Annotated in this window: 12 protein-coding genes, 2 tRNA genes and 1 pseudogene; 6 read left to right on the top strand and 9 right to left on the bottom strand. The window is 69.8% G+C overall.

Annotation, left to right across the window (positions count from 1 at the left end; translation table 11 throughout):
• The first annotated feature begins 83 nt into the window (after positions 1-83).
• Together AC07NG_RS03155 and AC07NG_RS03150 are read left to right on the top strand one after the other, a co-directional pair.
• A complete protein-coding gene (locus AC07NG_RS03155) occupies positions 84-2,753 on the top strand; it encodes a PAS domain S-box protein (protein ID WP_494592149.1) in 2,670 nt (889 codons plus the stop codon).
• Between the two features lie 72 nt (positions 2,754-2,825).
• Positions 2,826-4,493, top strand: coding sequence for an MFS transporter (locus AC07NG_RS03150; RefSeq protein ID WP_494592147.1), 1,668 nt, complete (start codon positions 2,826-2,828; stop codon positions 4,491-4,493).
• A gap of 166 nt (positions 4,494-4,659) precedes the next feature.
• Here AC07NG_RS03150 and AC07NG_RS03145 read toward each other — a convergent pair whose 3' ends face one another.
• The 3 genes from AC07NG_RS03145 to AC07NG_RS03135 are packed head-to-tail and all read right to left on the bottom strand — an operon-like array spanning position 4,660 to position 8,420.
• Positions 4,660-6,408: a heparinase II/III family protein gene (locus AC07NG_RS03145; protein WP_494592145.1), complete on the bottom strand. Its 1,749-nt coding sequence runs from the start codon at positions 6,406-6,408 to the stop codon at positions 4,660-4,662.
• Between the two features lie 9 nt (positions 6,409-6,417).
• Entirely contained in the window at positions 6,418-7,077 is a 660-nt protein-coding gene (rpe, locus tag AC07NG_RS03140) for a ribulose-phosphate 3-epimerase (protein ID WP_198575287.1), read from the bottom strand.
• A 59-nt stretch (positions 7,078-7,136) separates the two neighbouring features.
• Positions 7,137-8,420: an RsmB/NOP family class I SAM-dependent RNA methyltransferase gene (locus tag AC07NG_RS03135; RefSeq protein ID WP_494592143.1), complete on the bottom strand. Its 1,284-nt coding sequence runs from the start codon at positions 8,418-8,420 to the stop codon at positions 7,137-7,139.
• 78 nt (positions 8,421-8,498) lie between these two features.
• Here AC07NG_RS03135 and AC07NG_RS03130 point away from each other — a divergent pair, with 78 nt between their 5' ends.
• Entirely contained in the window at positions 8,499-8,735 is a 237-nt protein-coding gene (locus AC07NG_RS03130) for a DUF1674 domain-containing protein (RefSeq protein ID WP_494592141.1), read from the top strand.
• 304 nt (positions 8,736-9,039) lie between these two features.
• Here the strand turns inward: AC07NG_RS03130 and mscL are convergent.
• The 5 genes and pseudogenes from mscL to aroA all read right to left on the bottom strand — a co-directional run.
• Positions 9,040-9,450 (bottom strand): annotated as a pseudogene (mscL, locus tag AC07NG_RS03125) (large-conductance mechanosensitive channel protein MscL); the annotation flags it as partial.
• Between the two features lie 79 nt (positions 9,451-9,529).
• Complete coding sequence (locus tag AC07NG_RS03120) at positions 9,530-9,811, bottom strand: integration host factor subunit beta (RefSeq protein WP_110120436.1); 282 nt, start codon at positions 9,809-9,811, stop codon at positions 9,530-9,532.
• 186 nt (positions 9,812-9,997) lie between these two features.
• Positions 9,998-11,707 (bottom strand): 30S ribosomal protein S1, encoded by a 1,710-nt coding sequence (gene rpsA / locus AC07NG_RS03115; RefSeq protein WP_487288856.1) that lies wholly within the window; start codon positions 11,705-11,707, stop codon positions 9,998-10,000.
• Between the two features lie 133 nt (positions 11,708-11,840).
• Positions 11,841-12,491 carry a (d)CMP kinase gene (gene cmk / locus AC07NG_RS03110; protein ID WP_494592138.1) on the bottom strand — a complete coding sequence of 217 codons (651 nt, stop codon included), beginning with the start codon at positions 12,489-12,491 and terminating at the stop codon, positions 11,841-11,843.
• A 3-nt stretch (positions 12,492-12,494) separates the two neighbouring features.
• A complete protein-coding gene (gene aroA / locus AC07NG_RS03105) occupies positions 12,495-13,835 on the bottom strand; it encodes a 3-phosphoshikimate 1-carboxyvinyltransferase (RefSeq protein ID WP_494592136.1) in 1,341 nt (446 codons plus the stop codon).
• 117 nt (positions 13,836-13,952) lie between these two features.
• Between aroA and AC07NG_RS03100 the strand changes: the two genes are divergently transcribed.
• From AC07NG_RS03100 to AC07NG_RS03090, 3 genes are all read left to right on the top strand, one after another.
• Positions 13,953-14,423 carry a TIGR02300 family protein gene (locus AC07NG_RS03100; protein ID WP_487288851.1) on the top strand — a complete coding sequence of 157 codons (471 nt, stop codon included), beginning with the start codon at positions 13,953-13,955 and terminating at the stop codon, positions 14,421-14,423.
• Positions 14,424-14,634: 211 nt separating this feature from the next.
• Positions 14,635-14,710, top strand: a tRNA-Ala gene (locus AC07NG_RS03095).
• Positions 14,711-14,891: 181 nt separating this feature from the next.
• Positions 14,892-14,967, top strand: a tRNA-Ala gene (locus tag AC07NG_RS03090).
• A 153-nt stretch (positions 14,968-15,120) separates the two neighbouring features.
• On the opposite strand, the gene AC07NG_RS03085 is transcribed toward AC07NG_RS03090, so the two are convergent.
• Complete coding sequence (locus tag AC07NG_RS03085; RefSeq protein ID WP_494592134.1) at positions 15,121-16,359, bottom strand: aminotransferase-like domain-containing protein; 1,239 nt, start codon at positions 16,357-16,359, stop codon at positions 15,121-15,123.
• Positions 16,360-16,591: the final 232 nt, after the last annotated feature.

The raw sequence follows: 16,591 nt of genomic DNA, 5'->3' as shown, positions 1-16,591 counted from the left end.
TATTCGCCTCACGCGAGCCGGCGCCAACCTAAAGTTTACCCTTGGGCGCGACGATCCGCCTCACCTTCCGCCGGGAGCTGGGATTGTCCTCGCCGCGCTCGCCAGACACGCCGCCCGCGCCTTTGAGCCAGGCCGAGAGCGCGCAATGGTTCTTCGAGAACGCCCACGACCTGTTCGCCGTCGTGGTCGAGGGCCGTTTCGTCACCGTCAATCCGGCCTGGACGCGCCTCACCGGCTGGACCGCCGCCGAGCTGATCGGCCAGCCGCCCCTGAAGTTCATCGATCCCGAGCACCACGCCGAACTGATCCAGGCCGGCGAGGTCATCCGCGCCATGGGCGGCACGGTCCTGCGCGTGCGCATGATCTGCAAGGACGAGCGCCGCGTCTGGCTCGAGGCGCATGTGCGCCAGGGTCCCGCCGGCGAGATGGTCGGCACCCTGCGCGACGTCTCGGCCGAGGTGGCCCGCAAGGCCGAGCAGGCCGTCTCGCGCCGCACCCGTGAGATGCTGGCCTCGGCGGCCGGCGTCGGGGTGTGGAGCTTCGATCCCGTCACCCAGCGCATCGAGTGGTCGAGCGACATCCTCAGCCTGACGGGCCTGCGCCCCGAGCAGGTCTCGACGCCGGAAACCTTCTACGCCCAGCTCGACGAGCCCGAGCGCAGCCGCGTGCGCTCGACCTTCACCCGCGCCGTGCGCACCGGCCAGGGCGGCACGATCGAGCACCATATGCGCGGCGCGACGGGCCAGAAGTTCTCGTTCCGCGCCACCTTCCAGACCGAGCCTCGGCCCGGCGGCGTCTTCGCCCTGCGCGGCATCTCGCAGAACATCACCGAGGTCGCCCGCGACCGCGACCTGGCCCGTTGGGGCGAGCAGAAGGCCCGCCGGCTGGTCGAGAGCGCGCCCTTCGCCGTGGCCCTCTACGACCGCGACCTGCGCCTGAAGGTGGTCAGCCCGCGCTTCCTGGAGATCTTCCAGGCGACCGAGGCCGAGGTCATCGGCAAGTCGCTGCAGGAACTGACCTATGGGGCGCGCAAGCGCTTCGTCGCCGCCGTCGAGCGCGCGCTCACCGGCCAGACGGTGGTCCGCCGCGAGGACAGCCTGACCGACGGCCAAGGGGTCGAGCACCGCCTGCGCTGGGAGGCCCGGCCCTGGCGCGACGCCAGCGGCGCGATCGCCGGCGTCATCACCTACATGGACGACGTCACCGCCCTGGCCGACGCCCGCCGCGAGGCCCGCGCCAACGCCCGGCGGCTGAAGACCGCGCTCGGCGCCGCCCAGGCCGGCGTCTACGAGATCGACCACGCCGATCGCTCGTTCTGGGGCTCGCCCGAGTTCCACCGCATCCTGGGCCGTCGCATCACCTTCGAAGACGTGCGCCAGGCGATCTGGCCGATGATCCGCTCCGAGGACGTGGCCGCCGTCTACGCCGCCGGCGCGGTCGGCCGCTGGGGCGAGCGGGCCTTCGACGCCCGGGTCGTGCGCCCCAACGGCGAGGAGCGCTGGATCCGCCTGTTCCACGAGGTGCGCCGCGACGCCTCGGGCCGGGTGCGCAAGGCCTATGGCCTGGTGCTCGACATCGACGAGCAGAAGCGCGCCGAGCTGGCCCTGGTGGAGGCCGAGCGCGCCGCCCAGGCGGCCAACGAGGCCAAGGCCCAGTTCCTGGCCAATATGAGCCACGAGATCCGCACGCCGATGAACGGGGTGCTGGGGATCATCCACCTGCTCAAGCGCCAGGGGCTCTCGTCGGAAGCCGACCACCTGCTGGGCGAGGCCCTGGCCTGCGGCCGCATGCTCTCGACCCTGCTGGACGACATCATCGACTTCTCGCGCATCGAGGCCGGACGCCTGGACGTGACGCCCGAGCCGATCGACCCGGCCGATCTGGTGCGCAGCGTCGCGCGCCTGCTGAAGGGCCAGGCCGAGCACAAGGGCCTGGCCCTGATCGTCGACGCCCCGGACGTCGGGATCGTGCTGGCCGACCCCACCCGCCTGCGCCAGGCGCTGTTCAACCTGGTCGGCAACGCCGTGAAGTTCACCCTGTCGGGCTCGGTGACCCTGCGCCTGCGCCGCGAGGGCGCCGACCGCCTGGCGTTCGAGGTGGCCGACACGGGGGTGGGCATCGCCCAGGACGCCCAGGCGCGCCTGTTCCAGCGCTTCCAGCAGGCCGACGCCAGCACCACCCGCCGGTTTGGCGGCTCGGGCCTCGGCCTGGCCATCACCCGTCGCCTGGCCCAGATGATGGGCGGCGAGGTCGATTTCTCCTCCGTCGAGAGCGAGGGCTCGACCTTCCGCCTGACCATCGCCGCGCCGTCGGTGGCCCAGCCCGCCCAGGGCGACGCCGTCGATGAGCAGATGCTGCAAGGCCTGAAGGTGCTGGTGGTCGAGGACAACCCCACCAACCGCATGGTCGCCCGCCGGATCCTGGAGATGCTCGGCGCCTCGGTCGAGACGGCGGAGGACGGCCTGTCGGGCGTCGAGGCGGCCGAGCGCGGCTTTGATCTGATCCTGATGGACGTGCAGATGCCCGGCGTTGACGGGCTGGAGGCCTCGCGCCGCATCCGCGCCCTGCCCGGCCCGGCCGGCGCCACGCCGATCGTCGCCCTGACCGCCAACGTCCTGGCCCACCAGCGCGCCACCTACCTGGCCGCCGGCATGAACGGTGTGGCCGCCAAGCCGATCTCGCCCACGGCCCTGCTGTCGGAGATCGTCCGCGTCGCCGAAGCCGCCGCCAGCGCCCAGGCCGCCGTCGCCTGACGACGTTCTCCGAAGGCTTCCCAGGACGCCGCGTTCCGGGCTAATCCTCCGATCAATCAGGGGGATTTCCGAATGACGGAAACGGTATCGGGCGCGGCTCACAAGAAGGGCGCGTCGATGCGCACGGTGGTGGCGGCCTCGTCGGCCGGCACGGCCTTCGAGTGGTACGACTTCTTCATCTTCGGCAGCCTGGCCCAGGTCATCTCCAAGACCTTCTTCACCGGCCTGTCCGACACCGCCGGCTATATCGCCGCCCTGGCCCTGTTCGGCGTCGGCTTCGCCTTCCGGCCCCTGGGCGCCCTGGTGTTCGGCAAGATCGGCGACCAGGCCGGCCGCAAGGGCGCGTTCCTAGCCACGGTCCTGCTGATGGGCGGCGCGACCTTCGCCATCGCCCTGCTGCCCACCTTCAAGCAGGCCGGGATCATCGCGCCGATCCTGCTGATCATCCTGCGCTGCGTGCAGGGCTTCGCCCTGGGCGGCGAATATGGCGGGGCGGCGATCTATGTCGCCGAGCATTCCCCGCCGGGCCAGCGCGGTCGGGCGACGTCGTGGGTGCAGAGCTCGGCCTCCCTGGGCCTGTTCGCGGCGCTGCTGGTCATCCTGGCCACCCGCTGGCTGCTGGGCGCCCTCATCGGGCCGGCGGCCTTCGACGACTGGGGCTGGCGCATTCCCTTCGCCGTCTCGATCGGCCTGCTGGCGGTCTCGGTCTGGATGCGCCTGAAGCTCAGCGAAAGCCCGACCTTCGCCCGGATGAAGGAAGAGGGCGCGGCGTCCAAGGCCCCCTATGCCGAGGCCTTCGGCCAATGGAAGAACCTCAAGCTGGTGCTGCTGGCCTTCTTCGCCGTGATGTCAGCGCAAGGCGCGGTTTGGTACACCACCTTCTTCTACATTCAGACCTTCATGGAGAAGTTCCTCAAGGTCGCGCCCGGCACGATCAACGGCCTGATGATGGGGGCCGCGGCGGTCAGCGCGGTGCTCTATGTCGTGTTCGGCTGGCTGTCGGACAGGATCGGCCGCAAGCCGGTGATGCTGGGCGGCATGACCCTGGCGCTCGTTTTCTACTTCCCCGGCTTCCACATGCTGGAGCGCGCCGCCAACCCGGCCCTGGCGGAGGCCTCGGCCAGGGCTCCGGTCAGCGTCACCGCCGCCCCCGGGGACTGCGCCCTGCAGTTCGACCCCATCGGCAAGGCCGCCTTCGTCTCGTCCTGCGACATCGCCAAGAGCGCCCTGGCCAATGCCGGCGTCTCCTACGCCAACCAAACCGGCCCGGCCGGCGCCCCGGCCGTCGTCCAGATCGGCGAGACGCGCATCGTCTCGAAAAGCGCCGAGGGCCTGCCGGCCAAGGACGCCAAGGCGGTGAAGGCCGCCGGCGAGGCCGCGATCAAGGCGGCGCTGGCCAAGGCCGGCTATCCGACCGCGGCCGATCCCGCCCGGATCAACATCTGGGGCGTGTTCGGCGTCCTGCTGGTGTTCGTGATCGGGGCGACTGCCCTCTACGGCCCGCTGGCCGCGGCCCTGGTCGAGCTCTTCCCGACGAAGGTCCGCTACACGGCGCTGTCGCTGCCCTACCACATCGGCACGGGCTGGATCGGCGGCTTCGTCCCCTTCAGCGCCTTCGCCATCGTGGCGGCGGTGGGGAACATCTATGCCGGGCTCTGGTACCCGGTGATCTTCACCCTGATCAGCGTGCTGACCACGGCGTTCCTGCTGCCGGAGACGAAGGGGCGAAGCCTCGACTAGCCCCTCTCCCCTTGCGGGAGAGGGTGGCCCGCGAAGCGGGTCGGGTGAGGGGTCGAAAGCGCTGTCCGCCGCGACGGCGGTTAGGCTGGGCGAGGCGTTTGAAGTCTGAGAGACCCCTCATCCGACGCCTTCGGCGCCACCTTCTCCCGCAAGGGGAGAAGGACCTTTAGTGATCCGCCGCTCTCGCCAGCTTCCACCTGATCTTCGCGCCCTTCTCGGCGCGGACCTGGCTTTTCAGGACGATCACCCCGGCCTGGCGGGCGTGGCCGTGGTCGAAGTGGGGGGCGGCCAGGACGGCGACGTCGGGCGCGTCGTTGCGCAGCCACCAGCCGATGTTGGACGGCCCCTTGATCAGCACGCTCTTGCCGTCGCGGGCCAGCGAGGCGCGGGCGTCGGGGTGCAGGTGGAAGCTGATCTTGAACGGATGGTAGCGGCGCGGGCCGTCGACTTTCGCTTCCGCCATCGGGATCAGGCTGTCCTCGCCGCGCAGCTCGTCGGCGGCGATGTCGAGGAACAGGCGGCGGGCGTGCTTGAGGCCCAGGCGCCGCCAGCCGTCATGGACGATGTCGAGCCAGACGCCCTGCTCGGCGTCGTGGCGGCGGGATTCGACGCTGGTCGCGCCGTCGACCAGCCAGGGACCCAGCGCCGTGGCCCGGAAACCCGACAGCGGCCGGCCGGCCGAGCCGCCGCCCACCGACACGGTCGAGGCGGCGTCGGACAGACGGAAGGCCTGAGCGTTGGCCGCCTCGGGGCTCCAGCCGCTGGAGGTGATCAGCCGGTCCTTGCCGCAGATGATCTCCAGGGCGGCCGGTTGGGCGCAGGCCGAACGGCTGAGCGCGCCCACGGGCGGGACGCCGGCGTCGGCCATCACCTGGATCGTGCCGCCCTGCATCTTCTGGAAGCCGGCGTGCGGCATGTCCATCGGCGGCTGGGGACCGTGGTCGTCGTGGGCCAGGGCGGCGGCGATGCGGGCCGGCTCGATGGCCTCGCCGCCGTGGAAGGCCGCCAGCCGTCCGTCGGCCAGGGCGAAGAAGCGCGCGCCGGACGACAGGCGGTCGATGGCCCGGCTCATCGCCTCCGGCGTCGGCCGGCCGCGCTGGCCCAGGGCGTCGTCGAGGGTCAGGAGGTCGAACAGCAGCTCCAGCCCGGCCTCGGGCGAGCGCGAGGCGTGGCCGCCGTCGGCCAGGACGACCGTGTCTAGGCAGCGCAGCACCCGGCGCAGGCCTTCGGCCATCAGGCGGTCGCTGGCCTTGCCGACCAGGGCCGTGCCGGCGATCGTCACCACCACCGCGCGTTCGAGGGCTCGGTCAGGGGCGTCGGAGGCCCGAAGCAGCTGGCGGGCGCCCCGGGCGATGTCCAGGGCCAGGGCCGTCGCCTCGGCGTCCGAGGCGCCCGGCGACAGGGTCTTGGCGGCGCAGGCCAGGTGGAAGGTGCGGCGCTCCAGGCACTCGCCCGACCACGAGAACTGGTTCCAGGTACCGAACACCCGCCGCCAGTCCTGGATCAGCCGCAGCGCCCGGCGCGCGCCCTCGGGGCCCTGGGCCAGCAGGCCGGGCAACCAGTCGAAGCGGTGCAGGGCGACGGCGAAGGCGCGCGAGGGGCTGGGGGTGTCGAAGGGATCGCCCTCGGCCCCGACCTTCAGGCTCTCGTCGTGCAGGGTCAGGACGCCGTCGAGCAGCTGGCGGCCGCGCTGGACCTGCACCGGACGGGGATCATGCGGCCGGGCGGCCAGACCGACGGGACGCAGCGAGGAGATCAGCGCCCGGTGCGGCGGCGAGCCGAACCACTCGCGCTCGACGCCGGCGCGGACCGAGGCGGCGATCGACCGCGCCAACACGGATCCCCGGCGCACAGGACGTCCAAGGGGACGCCCGGCGGCCTGGGATGCGGAAGGCGTGTCGGGCGCGCCGGTCATGCGGTGGCGTCAGTCCCCTTTGAGGGCGCGGATGTTGGCGGCGTAGGCGTCCGGGCCGCCCTTGAACACCGCCGAGCCGGCCACCAGGGCCGTGGCGCCGGCGGCGACGCATTGGGGCGCGGTGACCGGGGTCACCCCGCCGTCGACCTCGACGATGACGTCCAGGCCCTGAGCGTCGATCAGCTTGCGCAGGGCCTCGACCTTGCGCAGTTGGCCGGGAATGAAGCTCTGGCCGCCGAAGCCGGGGTTCACCGACATGACCAGCACCAGGTCGACGTCCTCGAGGATCCATTCGACGTGGTCGAGGCTGGTCGAGGGGTTGAACACCACGCCCGCCTTGGCGCCCAGCTGGCGGATGCGCTTGAGCGAGCGGTGCAGGTGGGGACCGGCTTCCGGATGGATGCTGATGATGTCGGCGCCGGCCTCGCGGAAGGCTTCCAGATAGGGATCGGCCGGGCTGATCATCAGGTGCACGTCGAACGGGATCTTGGCGTGCGGCCGGATGGCTTTGACGATGTCGGGACCGAGCGTGATGTTCGGCACGAAATGGCCGTCCATGACGTCGACATGCACCCAGTCGGCGCCGGCCGCCTCGATGGCGGCGACTTCGGCGCCCAACTTTGCGAAGTCGGAAGCGAGGATCGACGGGGCGATGATCGGCGCGGTCATGGTGTTCCTGGCTTACCGGGCAAAGGCTCGCGCTACAAGCGAGCGGTTGAGTTGCAGCCTTATGCGGCCTTGACGAAGCGGGCCACGAAGAAGCCGTCCTGGCCGCCTTCGCGGTGATGGGGCAGCAGGCGCAGGGTTCCGCGCGCCGTCAGGCTGGCCTGCGGCGCCCCGCCCTCGCCGGCGCCGATCGGGGCCAGGGAGAATTCAGGATGTCGGGTCAAGAACGCCTCGACCTGGGCCTCGCCCTCTTCCGGCTCCAGCGAGCAGACGCAGTAGACCAGGCGGCCACCGGGGGCGGTGCGCTTGGCCGCGCTGTCGAGCAGGGCCGACTGCACGGTCGCCAGGCTGGCGATGTCGCCCGGGCGGGCGGCCCACAGCACGTCCGGATGGCGGCGGAAGGTGCCGGTGGCCGAGCAGGGCGCATCCAGCAGCACGGCGTCGAAGACGCGCTCGTCGGTCCAGGTCGCGGCGTCGGCGGCCACCACCTCGGCCTGGAGGTTCATGCGGGCCAGGTTCTCGCCGACCCGCTTGAGGCGCGAGGCCGAACGGTCGACGGCCACGACCTTGGCGCCCGTGGCGGCCAGTTGCAGGGTCTTGCCGCCGGGAGCGGCGCAGAGGTCGACGGCAGTCTCGCCGGGCTTGACGTCCAGCAGGCGGGCGGGAACGGCGGCGGCGGCGTCCTGCACCCACCAGCTGCCGTCCTCGAAGGCCGGCCAGGCGGCGACGTCGCCGCGGCGGCGGGTGCGCAGGGTGTCGCCCGGCAGCACCTCGGCTTCCAGGGCCTCGGCCAGGGCCGCGACGTCGGTTCCGGGCTTGAGGGAAAGATCGGTGGCCGGCTCCTCGGCCACGACGGCGGCCAGGGCGCGGGCGTCGTCCTGGCCCCAGGCGCCGACCCAGCGGGCGAACAGCCACGGCGGCGTCAGGTCGGACGGATCGTCGGACGGCGCGCCGTCACGCAGCAGACCGCGCAGCACGGCGTTGACCAGGCCCTTGAACGGACGGCTGGCCTTGTTGGCGCCGGCCAACTCGACGCTGGTCGCGACGGCGGCGAAGGCCGGCACCTCGAGATAGAAGGCCTGGGTGGCGCCCAGGCGCAGCAGGTTGCGCACGCGGGGCGGCGGCTCCTTGCTGAGCTTGGCGGCGAGGGCCCGGTCGACGGGTCCCAGACGGCGCAGCGCGGCCATGGCCAGAGCGCGCGCGAAAGCGCGCTCTCGCGGCTCCAAGGCGCGGAAAGCGTTGGTCGTCGCGGCCTCGTCGAGGCCGCCGCGGCGCGAAAGGGCCGCGTCGAGTAGGGCGAGGGCCGCTTCCCGAGCGGGAAGGCCGTCGTTCAATTCCTGAGTCACCGCCCCGCCGTGCCCCGCAATGAGCGCGAGCGCAAGCCCCTTGGATGATCCATCGACGCTTGCGTGCTATGAAAGCGCATGTCCGACGATCTTTCTTCCCCGCTTTCCGAGGTTCAGGACCCGGAACTGGCCCGCCTGGGCGCAGCTCCCGGCAAGGACCTCAGCCCCGCCGCCCGCCGCGCCCTGGAAGAGGCGGCCGCCCGCCGCGAGGCCGAAGCGGCCGCGTCGCTTCCCGTGGAACAGGGCGGCCGCAACGGCCCCGAACCCACGCGCTTCGGCGACTGGGAGCGCAAGGGCGTGGCGGTGGATTTCTGATCACGATCCTTCTCCCACCACATCTCACCTCTCCCATAGGGAGAGGGAGGGGCCCATGCGCAGCATGGGAGGGTGAGGGGTTAGGGACCTTTCCGGACAGGGCAGGGTCGAAGGGGATGTGACGTTTGACGTCTTACACCCTCCCACGCCTTCGGCGCGGGCCCCTCCCTCTCCCCATGGGAGAGGTTTTCCTTTTCTAGGCCTTCGGCTTGCGCGGAGCGGCCGGCTTCTTGGCGGGAGCGGTCTTGGGCGCGGCCGGCGCGGGCTTTTCAGCCGCCGGCGCCGCAGCCGCGACAACCGCCGGCTTGGCCAGCAGGTCGCGGATTTCGGTCAGCAGCTTTTCTTCCGGGGTCGGGGCCGGCGGGGCTTCGGGGGCCGGGTCAGCGGCGTCGGCGCGGCGGATCTGGTTGACCAGCTTGACCAGCAGGAAGACCACGGCCGCGACGATGAAGAACTGGATCAGGGTGTTGATGAAGGCGCCGTACTGGATGGCGACCTTCTCGACCGCCTCGGTGGCCGGATCCTCGGGCCTCAGCACCCATTCCAGCTTCGAGAAGTCGAGCCCGCCGGTCAGCAGGCCGATCGGCGGCATGATCACCTGGTCGACCAGGCTCTTGACGATGCCGTTGAAGGCCGCGCCGATGATCACGCCGACGGCCAGGTCGATGACGTTGCCGCGGGCGATGAACTCGCGGAATTCCTTGACGATGCTCATGCGAAAATCCCTCTCGGCACATCCAACGCCGAGAGGCTGAAGCGGTTCGCCCGCAGGGGCAAGTGAGTCGGTTTCCCGACTATTCCGCGTTCAGGCGGGCGCGCAGTTCCTTGCCGCTCTTGAAGAACGGCACGTGCTTGGCACGGACGTCGACGGTTTCGCCGGTGCGCGGGTTGCGGCCGGCCCGGGCCGGGCGCGAACGGACCGACAGGGCGCCGAAGCCGCGCAGCTCCACGCGGCCGCCGCCTTCCAGCGCGCCGATCATGCGTTCGAGGATCACGCCCACGACGCGTTCCACATCCTTCTGCGTCAGGTGCGGGTTTTCGTTCGCGAGCCTGGCGATGAGTTCAGACTTGATCATCGATGTCCCCTGCGCCGAGGGAGCGGCGCGCCGCGACCTTTGCCCAAGCGGCATGGAATCTTCAAGGAAAAGGTTGCAACCGGTTCCCAAAGACTGCGGGGGCGCCCGGAGTAACCGCAAAAGAAAAGCGGCGGCCGGATCGCTCCGGCCGCCGCCTGTCTTCAGCTTACGCGGTTAGGCGAAAGCTTAGTCCTTCGTAGCGCGCTCGCGCAGAGCGGCGCCCAGGATGTCGCCCAGCGAAGCGCCGGAGTCCGACGAGCCGAACTGCTCGATGGCTTCCTTTTCTTCGGCCATTTCCAGCGACTTGATCGACAGCGAGACGCGGCGCGCGGCCTTGTCCACGTTGGTGATCTGAGCGTCGACGCGGTCACCCACGGCGAAGCGCTCGGGGCGCTGTTCCTGACGATCGCGCGACAGGTCCGACTTGCGGATGAAGGCGGTCATCGGGGCGTCGTCTTCACCGAAGCGGACTTCGATGCCGCCCGAGGTCACTTCCGTGACGGTGACGGTCACGGTCTGAGCCTTGCGGAAGGTGTCGCCCGACATCGGGTCGCCGGCCAGTTGCTTGATGCCGAGCGAGATGCGTTCCTTCTCGATGTCGACGTCGAGCACCTTGGCCTTGACCAGGTCGCCCTTCTTGTAGCGGGCCATGGCTTCTTCGCCGGCGACGCTCCAGTCGATGTCCGACAGGTGCACCATGCCGTCGATGTCGTTGTCGAGGCCGACGAACAGACCGAATTCGGTCGCGTTCTTGACTTCGCCTTCGACGGTCGAACCGATCGGGTGAGCCTCGACGAAGGCTTCCCACGGGTTGGCCAGGGCTTGCTTCAGGCCCAGCGAGACGCGGCGCTTGGACGGATCGACGTCCAGGACCACGACGTCGACTTCCTGCGAGGTCGAGACGATCTTGCCGGGGTGGACGTTCTTCTTGGTCCACGACATTTCCGACACGTGCACCAGGCCTTCAACGCCGGCTTCCAGCTCCACGAAGGCGCCGTAGTCGGTGATGTTGGTGATGCGGCCGGTGAACTTGGCGCCGACCGGGTACTTGGCTTCGACGCCGTCCCACGGATCCGACTGCAGCTGCTTCATGCCGAGCGAGATGCGCTGGGTGTCCGGGTTGATCTTGACGATCTGGACCTTCACGGTGTCGCCCACGGCGAGCACTTGGCTCGGGTGGTTGACGCGCTTCCAGCTCATGTCGGTGACGTGCAGCAGGCCGTCGATGCCGCCCAGGTCGACGAACGCACCGTAGTCGGTGATGTTCTTGACGACGCCTTCGCGGATTTCACCCTCTTGCAGCTGCGACACCAGTTCGGTGCGCTGCTCGGCGCGGGCTTCTTCCAGGATGGCGCGACGCGAGACGACGATGTTGCCGCGCGGACGGTCCATCTTCAGGATGGCGAAGGGCTGTTCCTTGCCCATCAGCGGGCCGACGTCGCGGACCGGACGGATGTCGACTTGCGAGCCCGGCAGGAAGGCCGAGGCGCCGCCGAGGTCGACGGTGAAGCCGCCCTTAACGCGACCGACGATCGCGCCCATGACGGGTTCGTTCTTGGCGTAGACGCCTTCCAGGCGGGTCCAGGCTTCTTCGCGCTTGGCCTTTTCGCGGCTGATGACCGCTTCGCCCATGGCGTTCTCGAGGCGCTCGAGGAAGACTTCGACGGTGTCGCCGGTCTTGATGGTCGCCTTGCCTGCTTCGTCGACGCCGAATTCCTTCAGCTGGACGCGGCCTTCGGTCTTCAGACCGACGTCGATGATCGCGAAGTCCTTCTCGATCCCGACAACGACGCCCTTGACCACGGAGCCTTCGGCGAAGTCGCGGCCGCCCATGGAGTCGTTCAGGAGCGCTTCGAAATCGTCGCGCGTGGGGTTGAAGCTCATATCGTCAGCCATGCTGATCTTTGGTCTCTGGGTTGTGGGAAGCCCTGCGATGAGCGCCGCCAGATGACGGTTCTCGGGATTCCGGGTGAAGTGGATTTTTGATGCGATCCGGCGCTTCCAAAGCGGCGGCGAGGCGGGCGTTAGATTAGCCCTTGGGGTTTCCCCACCGGGCGCGCGCCGTCTCGACGATGCGGAGAGCCGCATCGAAGGCCTGGGATATAGTCATTTCCGACGTATCAAGCAAGGTGGCGTCCTGCGCCTGGGCCATGGGCGCGTCCTTGCGGCCGCCGTCGCGCTCGTCGCGCTTCCTGATGTCGGCCAGGATCTCTTCGAACGAGACGCTTTCGCCCTGGCCGGTCAGCTGTTTCCAGCGGCGATCGGCGCGGACCTCGGGGCTGGCCGTGACATAGAGCTTGGCCGGCGCCTCGGGGGCGATGACGGTGCCGATGTCGCGGCCGTCGAGCACGGCGCCGCCGTCCTGGCTGGCGAAGGTCCGCTGCAGGTCGAACAGGGCCGAGCGCACGCCCGGATGCACGGCCACGCGGCTGGCGGCCTCGCCGGCGGCGCGCGTGCGCACCTCCGGCCGCTCCAGTTCGGCAAGGTCGAGGCCCCGGGCCGAGGCCTCGGCGGCCCCGGCGTCGTCCAGGTCGCCGCCGGCCTCCAGCAGCCGCACCCCGACCGCCCGGTAGAGCAGGCCGGTGTCCAGCATCAGCAGGCCGTAGTGGGCCGCCAGGCGCGAGGCGATGGTGCCCTTGCCCGAGGCGGCCGGGCCGTCGACGGCGATCACGAAGCCCATGGATCAGGCCTCGACGATCGAGCCGCCCAGGCCCGTCATCAGCGACACGAAGCCCGGGAAGCTGGTGGCGATCATGCCAGGCTCGTCGATCTCGACCGGCTCCAGGGCGGCCATGCCCAGGATCAGGTGGCTCATGGCGATGCGGTGATCGCCGTGGGTGATCACCTTGCCGCCGCCGCGCACCGGATGGTTGCCGCCGCGCGTGCCGACCACGGTCATGCCTTCCGGCTCTTCCTCGACCGTGACGCCGCAGGCCAGCAGGCCCGCCGCCGTCAGGGCGATGCGGTCGCTTTCCTTGACCCGCATCTCGCCGATGCCGCGCATGACGGTGGGACCATCCGCGAAGGCGGCCGCGACGGCCAGGATCGGATATTCGTCGATCATCGACGGCGCGCGCTCGGGCGGCACCACGACGCCCTTGAGCTGAGAGTGGCGGGCGGTGATGTCGCCGACCTCCTCGCCGCTCTCGACGCGGACGTTCGAGATCACCAGATCCGCGCCCATCTCCTGCAGGGTCGTGAAGAGGCCCGTGCGCAGCACGTTGAGCATCACCCCCTCGACGGTCACTTCCGAACCGGGGACGACCAGGGCCGCGACCAGCGGGAAGGCGGCCGAGGACGGATCGCCCGGCACCTGCACGTGCGTGCCCTTCAGCTTCTGGCCTTCGGGCAGGCGCACGTGGCGCACGACACGGTCCCCATGGGGCTTGTCCTCGACGATCACCTCGGCCCCGAAGGCGCGCAGCATGCGCTCGGTGTGGTCGCGGGTGGCTTCCGGCTCGATCACCTCGACGCCGCCCTCGGCGTGCAGCCCGGCCAGCAGCACGGCCGACTTCACCTGGGCCGAGGCCATCGGCAGGGTGTAGACGAGGCCGCGCAGGCCGCCGCCCTTCAGGGTCAGGGGCAGGCGACCCTTGTCGCGGCCGAGCCAGGTGGCGCCCATGCGGGCCAGCGGATCCAGCACCCGGCCCATCGGACGGCCGCGCAGCGAGTGGTCGCCGGTGAAGGTGGCGCACATGGCGAAACCCGAGGCCGCGCCCATGATCAGGCGCACGCCGGTGCCGGCGTTGCCGCAGTCGATGACGTCCGAAGGCTCGGCGAAGCCGCCCTTGCCCTCGACGCGCCAGCGGCCGACGCCTTCTTTTTCGATGCGTGCGCCAAAGGCCTGCATCGCCCGGGCCGTGGCCAGGACGTCGTCGCCTTCCAGCAGTCCCTCGATGGTCGTGGTGCCGCTAGCCAGGGCCCCGAGGATCATCGAACGGTGCGAAATGGACTTGTCGCCAGGCGCCCGAACCGTACCGCGAAGGGCTCCGCCGGGCGTGCTCTTCAATCCAGCCGTCGTCATGCCGAAACCGGCTCCTTGCAACATAGGTGTTTCGCGAAGGGGTTTGCTTTTGACAGCGGCCCTTCGTCATGGCAAGTCAGCCGCCGCTTTTCCCATCAGGATCAAAGGGTCGCCACCTTGGCAAATCCCGACTTGGGCGCAAAACAAATCTGCCCCAGCTGCCAGTCGAAGTTCTACGACCTCAACCGCCGTCCGGCCGTCTGCCCCAAATGCGGTGAGCAGTTCGATCCGGAAGAGGCGCTGAAGTCCCGCCGCGTGCGCGCCCGCGCCATCACGCCGGACTACGACGCCGAAGACGAAAAGGAAGTCCCGGCTCCCAAGGAGCAGGACGGCTTCGAGGACGAAGTCGACGAGACCCCGGAAATCGACGAGGCCGCCGAGGCCGACGTCGTCGAGACCGATGACGAGGACGGCGATCCGACCGCGGCTCCGGCCCCAGGCGGCGACGACCTGGGCGTCGATTTCGCCGAGGACGAGGACCTCGCCGAGGACGAAGCCGACGACGTTCCGTTCCTGGAAGACGAGGACGACGACGATCTCGGCGACGAGATCGAAGGCCTCCCGGGCGAAGAAGACGACGACCGCTAAGCGGCGAATGCGCCGGGGTCGGAGTGATCCGACCCCGGGTTTTCGGGTTCTCCACAGCGTTTCGTCGCACCCCGAAAAAAAGTTCACCGAGGGGGTTGATCCCGGAAAAACCTCGGCATAGGTTCCGCGCCTCTTCGGGGGGCAGCCACTCGGAACCGTCGAAGAGACTAAGGAATTCAGACGAAAGTCTTCGGATTTTCGGAAGAGCCTTGGGGCTATAGCTCAGCTGGTAGAGCGCTTGAATGGCATTCAAGAGGTCAGCGGTTCGACTCCGCTTAGCTCCACCAAGACGGCCGCTTCCCTAAAGGGAGCGGCCGTTTCCATTTTCGGAGCCGTCCGAAGACTTGCCGGAAAACTTGAGCCTCGCCTGACGGAGGGGGCTTGATCCCGGAAAGACCTCGACATAGGTTCCGCGCCTTCCCGGGCGACCATCCGGGAGACCAAGGCTCTCGTTTTTCGAGGGGCCTCGGGGCTATAGCTCAGCTGGTAGAGCGCTTGAATGGCATTCAAGAGGTCAGCGGTTCGACTCCGCTTAGCTCCACCAAAGCGGCCGCTTCCCTAAAGGGAGCGGCCGTTTCCATGTCTGGGCTCCGCAAAACCCCCTCAGTCGCTCCGCGACAGCTCCCCCAGAGGGGGAGCATCTTCGCCGCCCAGATCCTCCCCCTCTGGGGGAGGTGGCCCGGAGGGCCGGAGGGGGTCAGCGCGGCGTCGCGATCAGCGCCGCCAGACGCCGCACGCCCTCCTCCATCTGCTCCGGCGGCAGCAGCGAATAGCTGAGGCGCAGGGTGTTGGCGGCAGGAGCTTCGGCGAAGAACGGGGCGCCGGGCACGAAGGCCACGCGGGCCTCGACCAGGGCGCGCTCCAGCAGGGCCTTGCCGTCCAGCCTCTCGGGCAGGGTCAGCCAGACGAACATGCCGCCTTCCGGCGAAATCCAGGAGACGTCCTTGGGCATGTGGCGCTCAAGCGCCGCCAGCATGGCCCGCGCCTGGCCGCCATAGGCCCCGCGCAGGCGGTGCAGGTGCTGGTCGTAGCCTTCCGACACCACGCGGTGGGCGACCATCTGGTTGATGGTCGAGACGTGCAGGTCGCCGCCCTGCTTGAGCAGGACGAGCTTCTCGATCGCCGCCTTGGGACCGCAGATCCAGCCGATGCGCAGGGCCGGCGACAGGGTTTTGGACAGGGTGCCGCAGAACAGGGTGCGCGCGGCCTCGATCGAGCCCTTGCGGGCGATGTCCAGCGCGAGCAGCGAGGGGATGGCCTCGCCGCCGAACCGCAGTTCGCGATAGGCCGCGTCCTCGATCATCGGGAAGTCCTGGGTGTCGGCGAGGTCCAGCAGGGCCTCGCGCTCGGCCAGGGTCAGGCTGACGCCGGTCGGATTGGCGAAGTCGGGCACGAAGTAGCCCAGGCGCGGTTCGCGGGCCGCCACTGCGCCTTGCGCCGCCGCATCGCCGGCCAGCGCGCCCTCGGGCAGGTCCAGATAGGCCGGCTGGTAGGCGTTGAAGGCCTGCAGCGCGCCCAGATAGGTCGGCCGGGCCACCATCACGGTCGCGCCGGGGTCGAGGAACAGCTTGCCCAGCAGGTCGAGCGCCTGCTGCGAGCCGGCGGTCAGCAGCACGTTCTCGGGCTCGCACGGCATGCCGTCGCGGGTCATCCGCTCGGCGATCCAGCGGCGCAGCGGGCCGTGGCCCTCGCTGACGGTGTATTGCAGCGCCTGGGCGGCCTGGGCGCCGTCGGCGAGGATGTCGCCATAGGCCGCCCGAATGGTTTCGGCGGGAAACAGGGCCGGGTCGGGAATGCCGCCGGCGAACGACAGGATGTCGGGCTGCTCCAGCAGCTTCAGCAGTTCGCGGATCTCGCTGGCGCGGATGCCGGCCATGCGCGCGGAAAAGCGTCCGGCCCAATCCTGGATGGCCGCGTCTTGGGTGTCGATGGTCATGGAGGTCGTGTTCTTCGTCGAGACTGATCTGTGCGGCGGCCCTGGTCGCTGTCTTGAAGGGGCCGCCTGTCTTTTTGAGCGCGGCGGCTGAGGCCGCCCGTCGGGCGCACGGAGGCGCCCCGCCTGATCCCTAGCGGTCAGGCGCTGCGTACGAGTCCGGTCGGTCCAAGAGAGCGGCGACGCTGGAAGCGTCCCGGTCCGCGTTCGATCTCGATCATGGGCGCGACCCTAA

The organism is Caulobacter sp. GW821-FHT10C03, from assembly GCF_059415485.1.
Note: the sequence above shows the minus strand (reverse complement) of the source record. Positions and strands in the feature narration are given on the sequence as shown.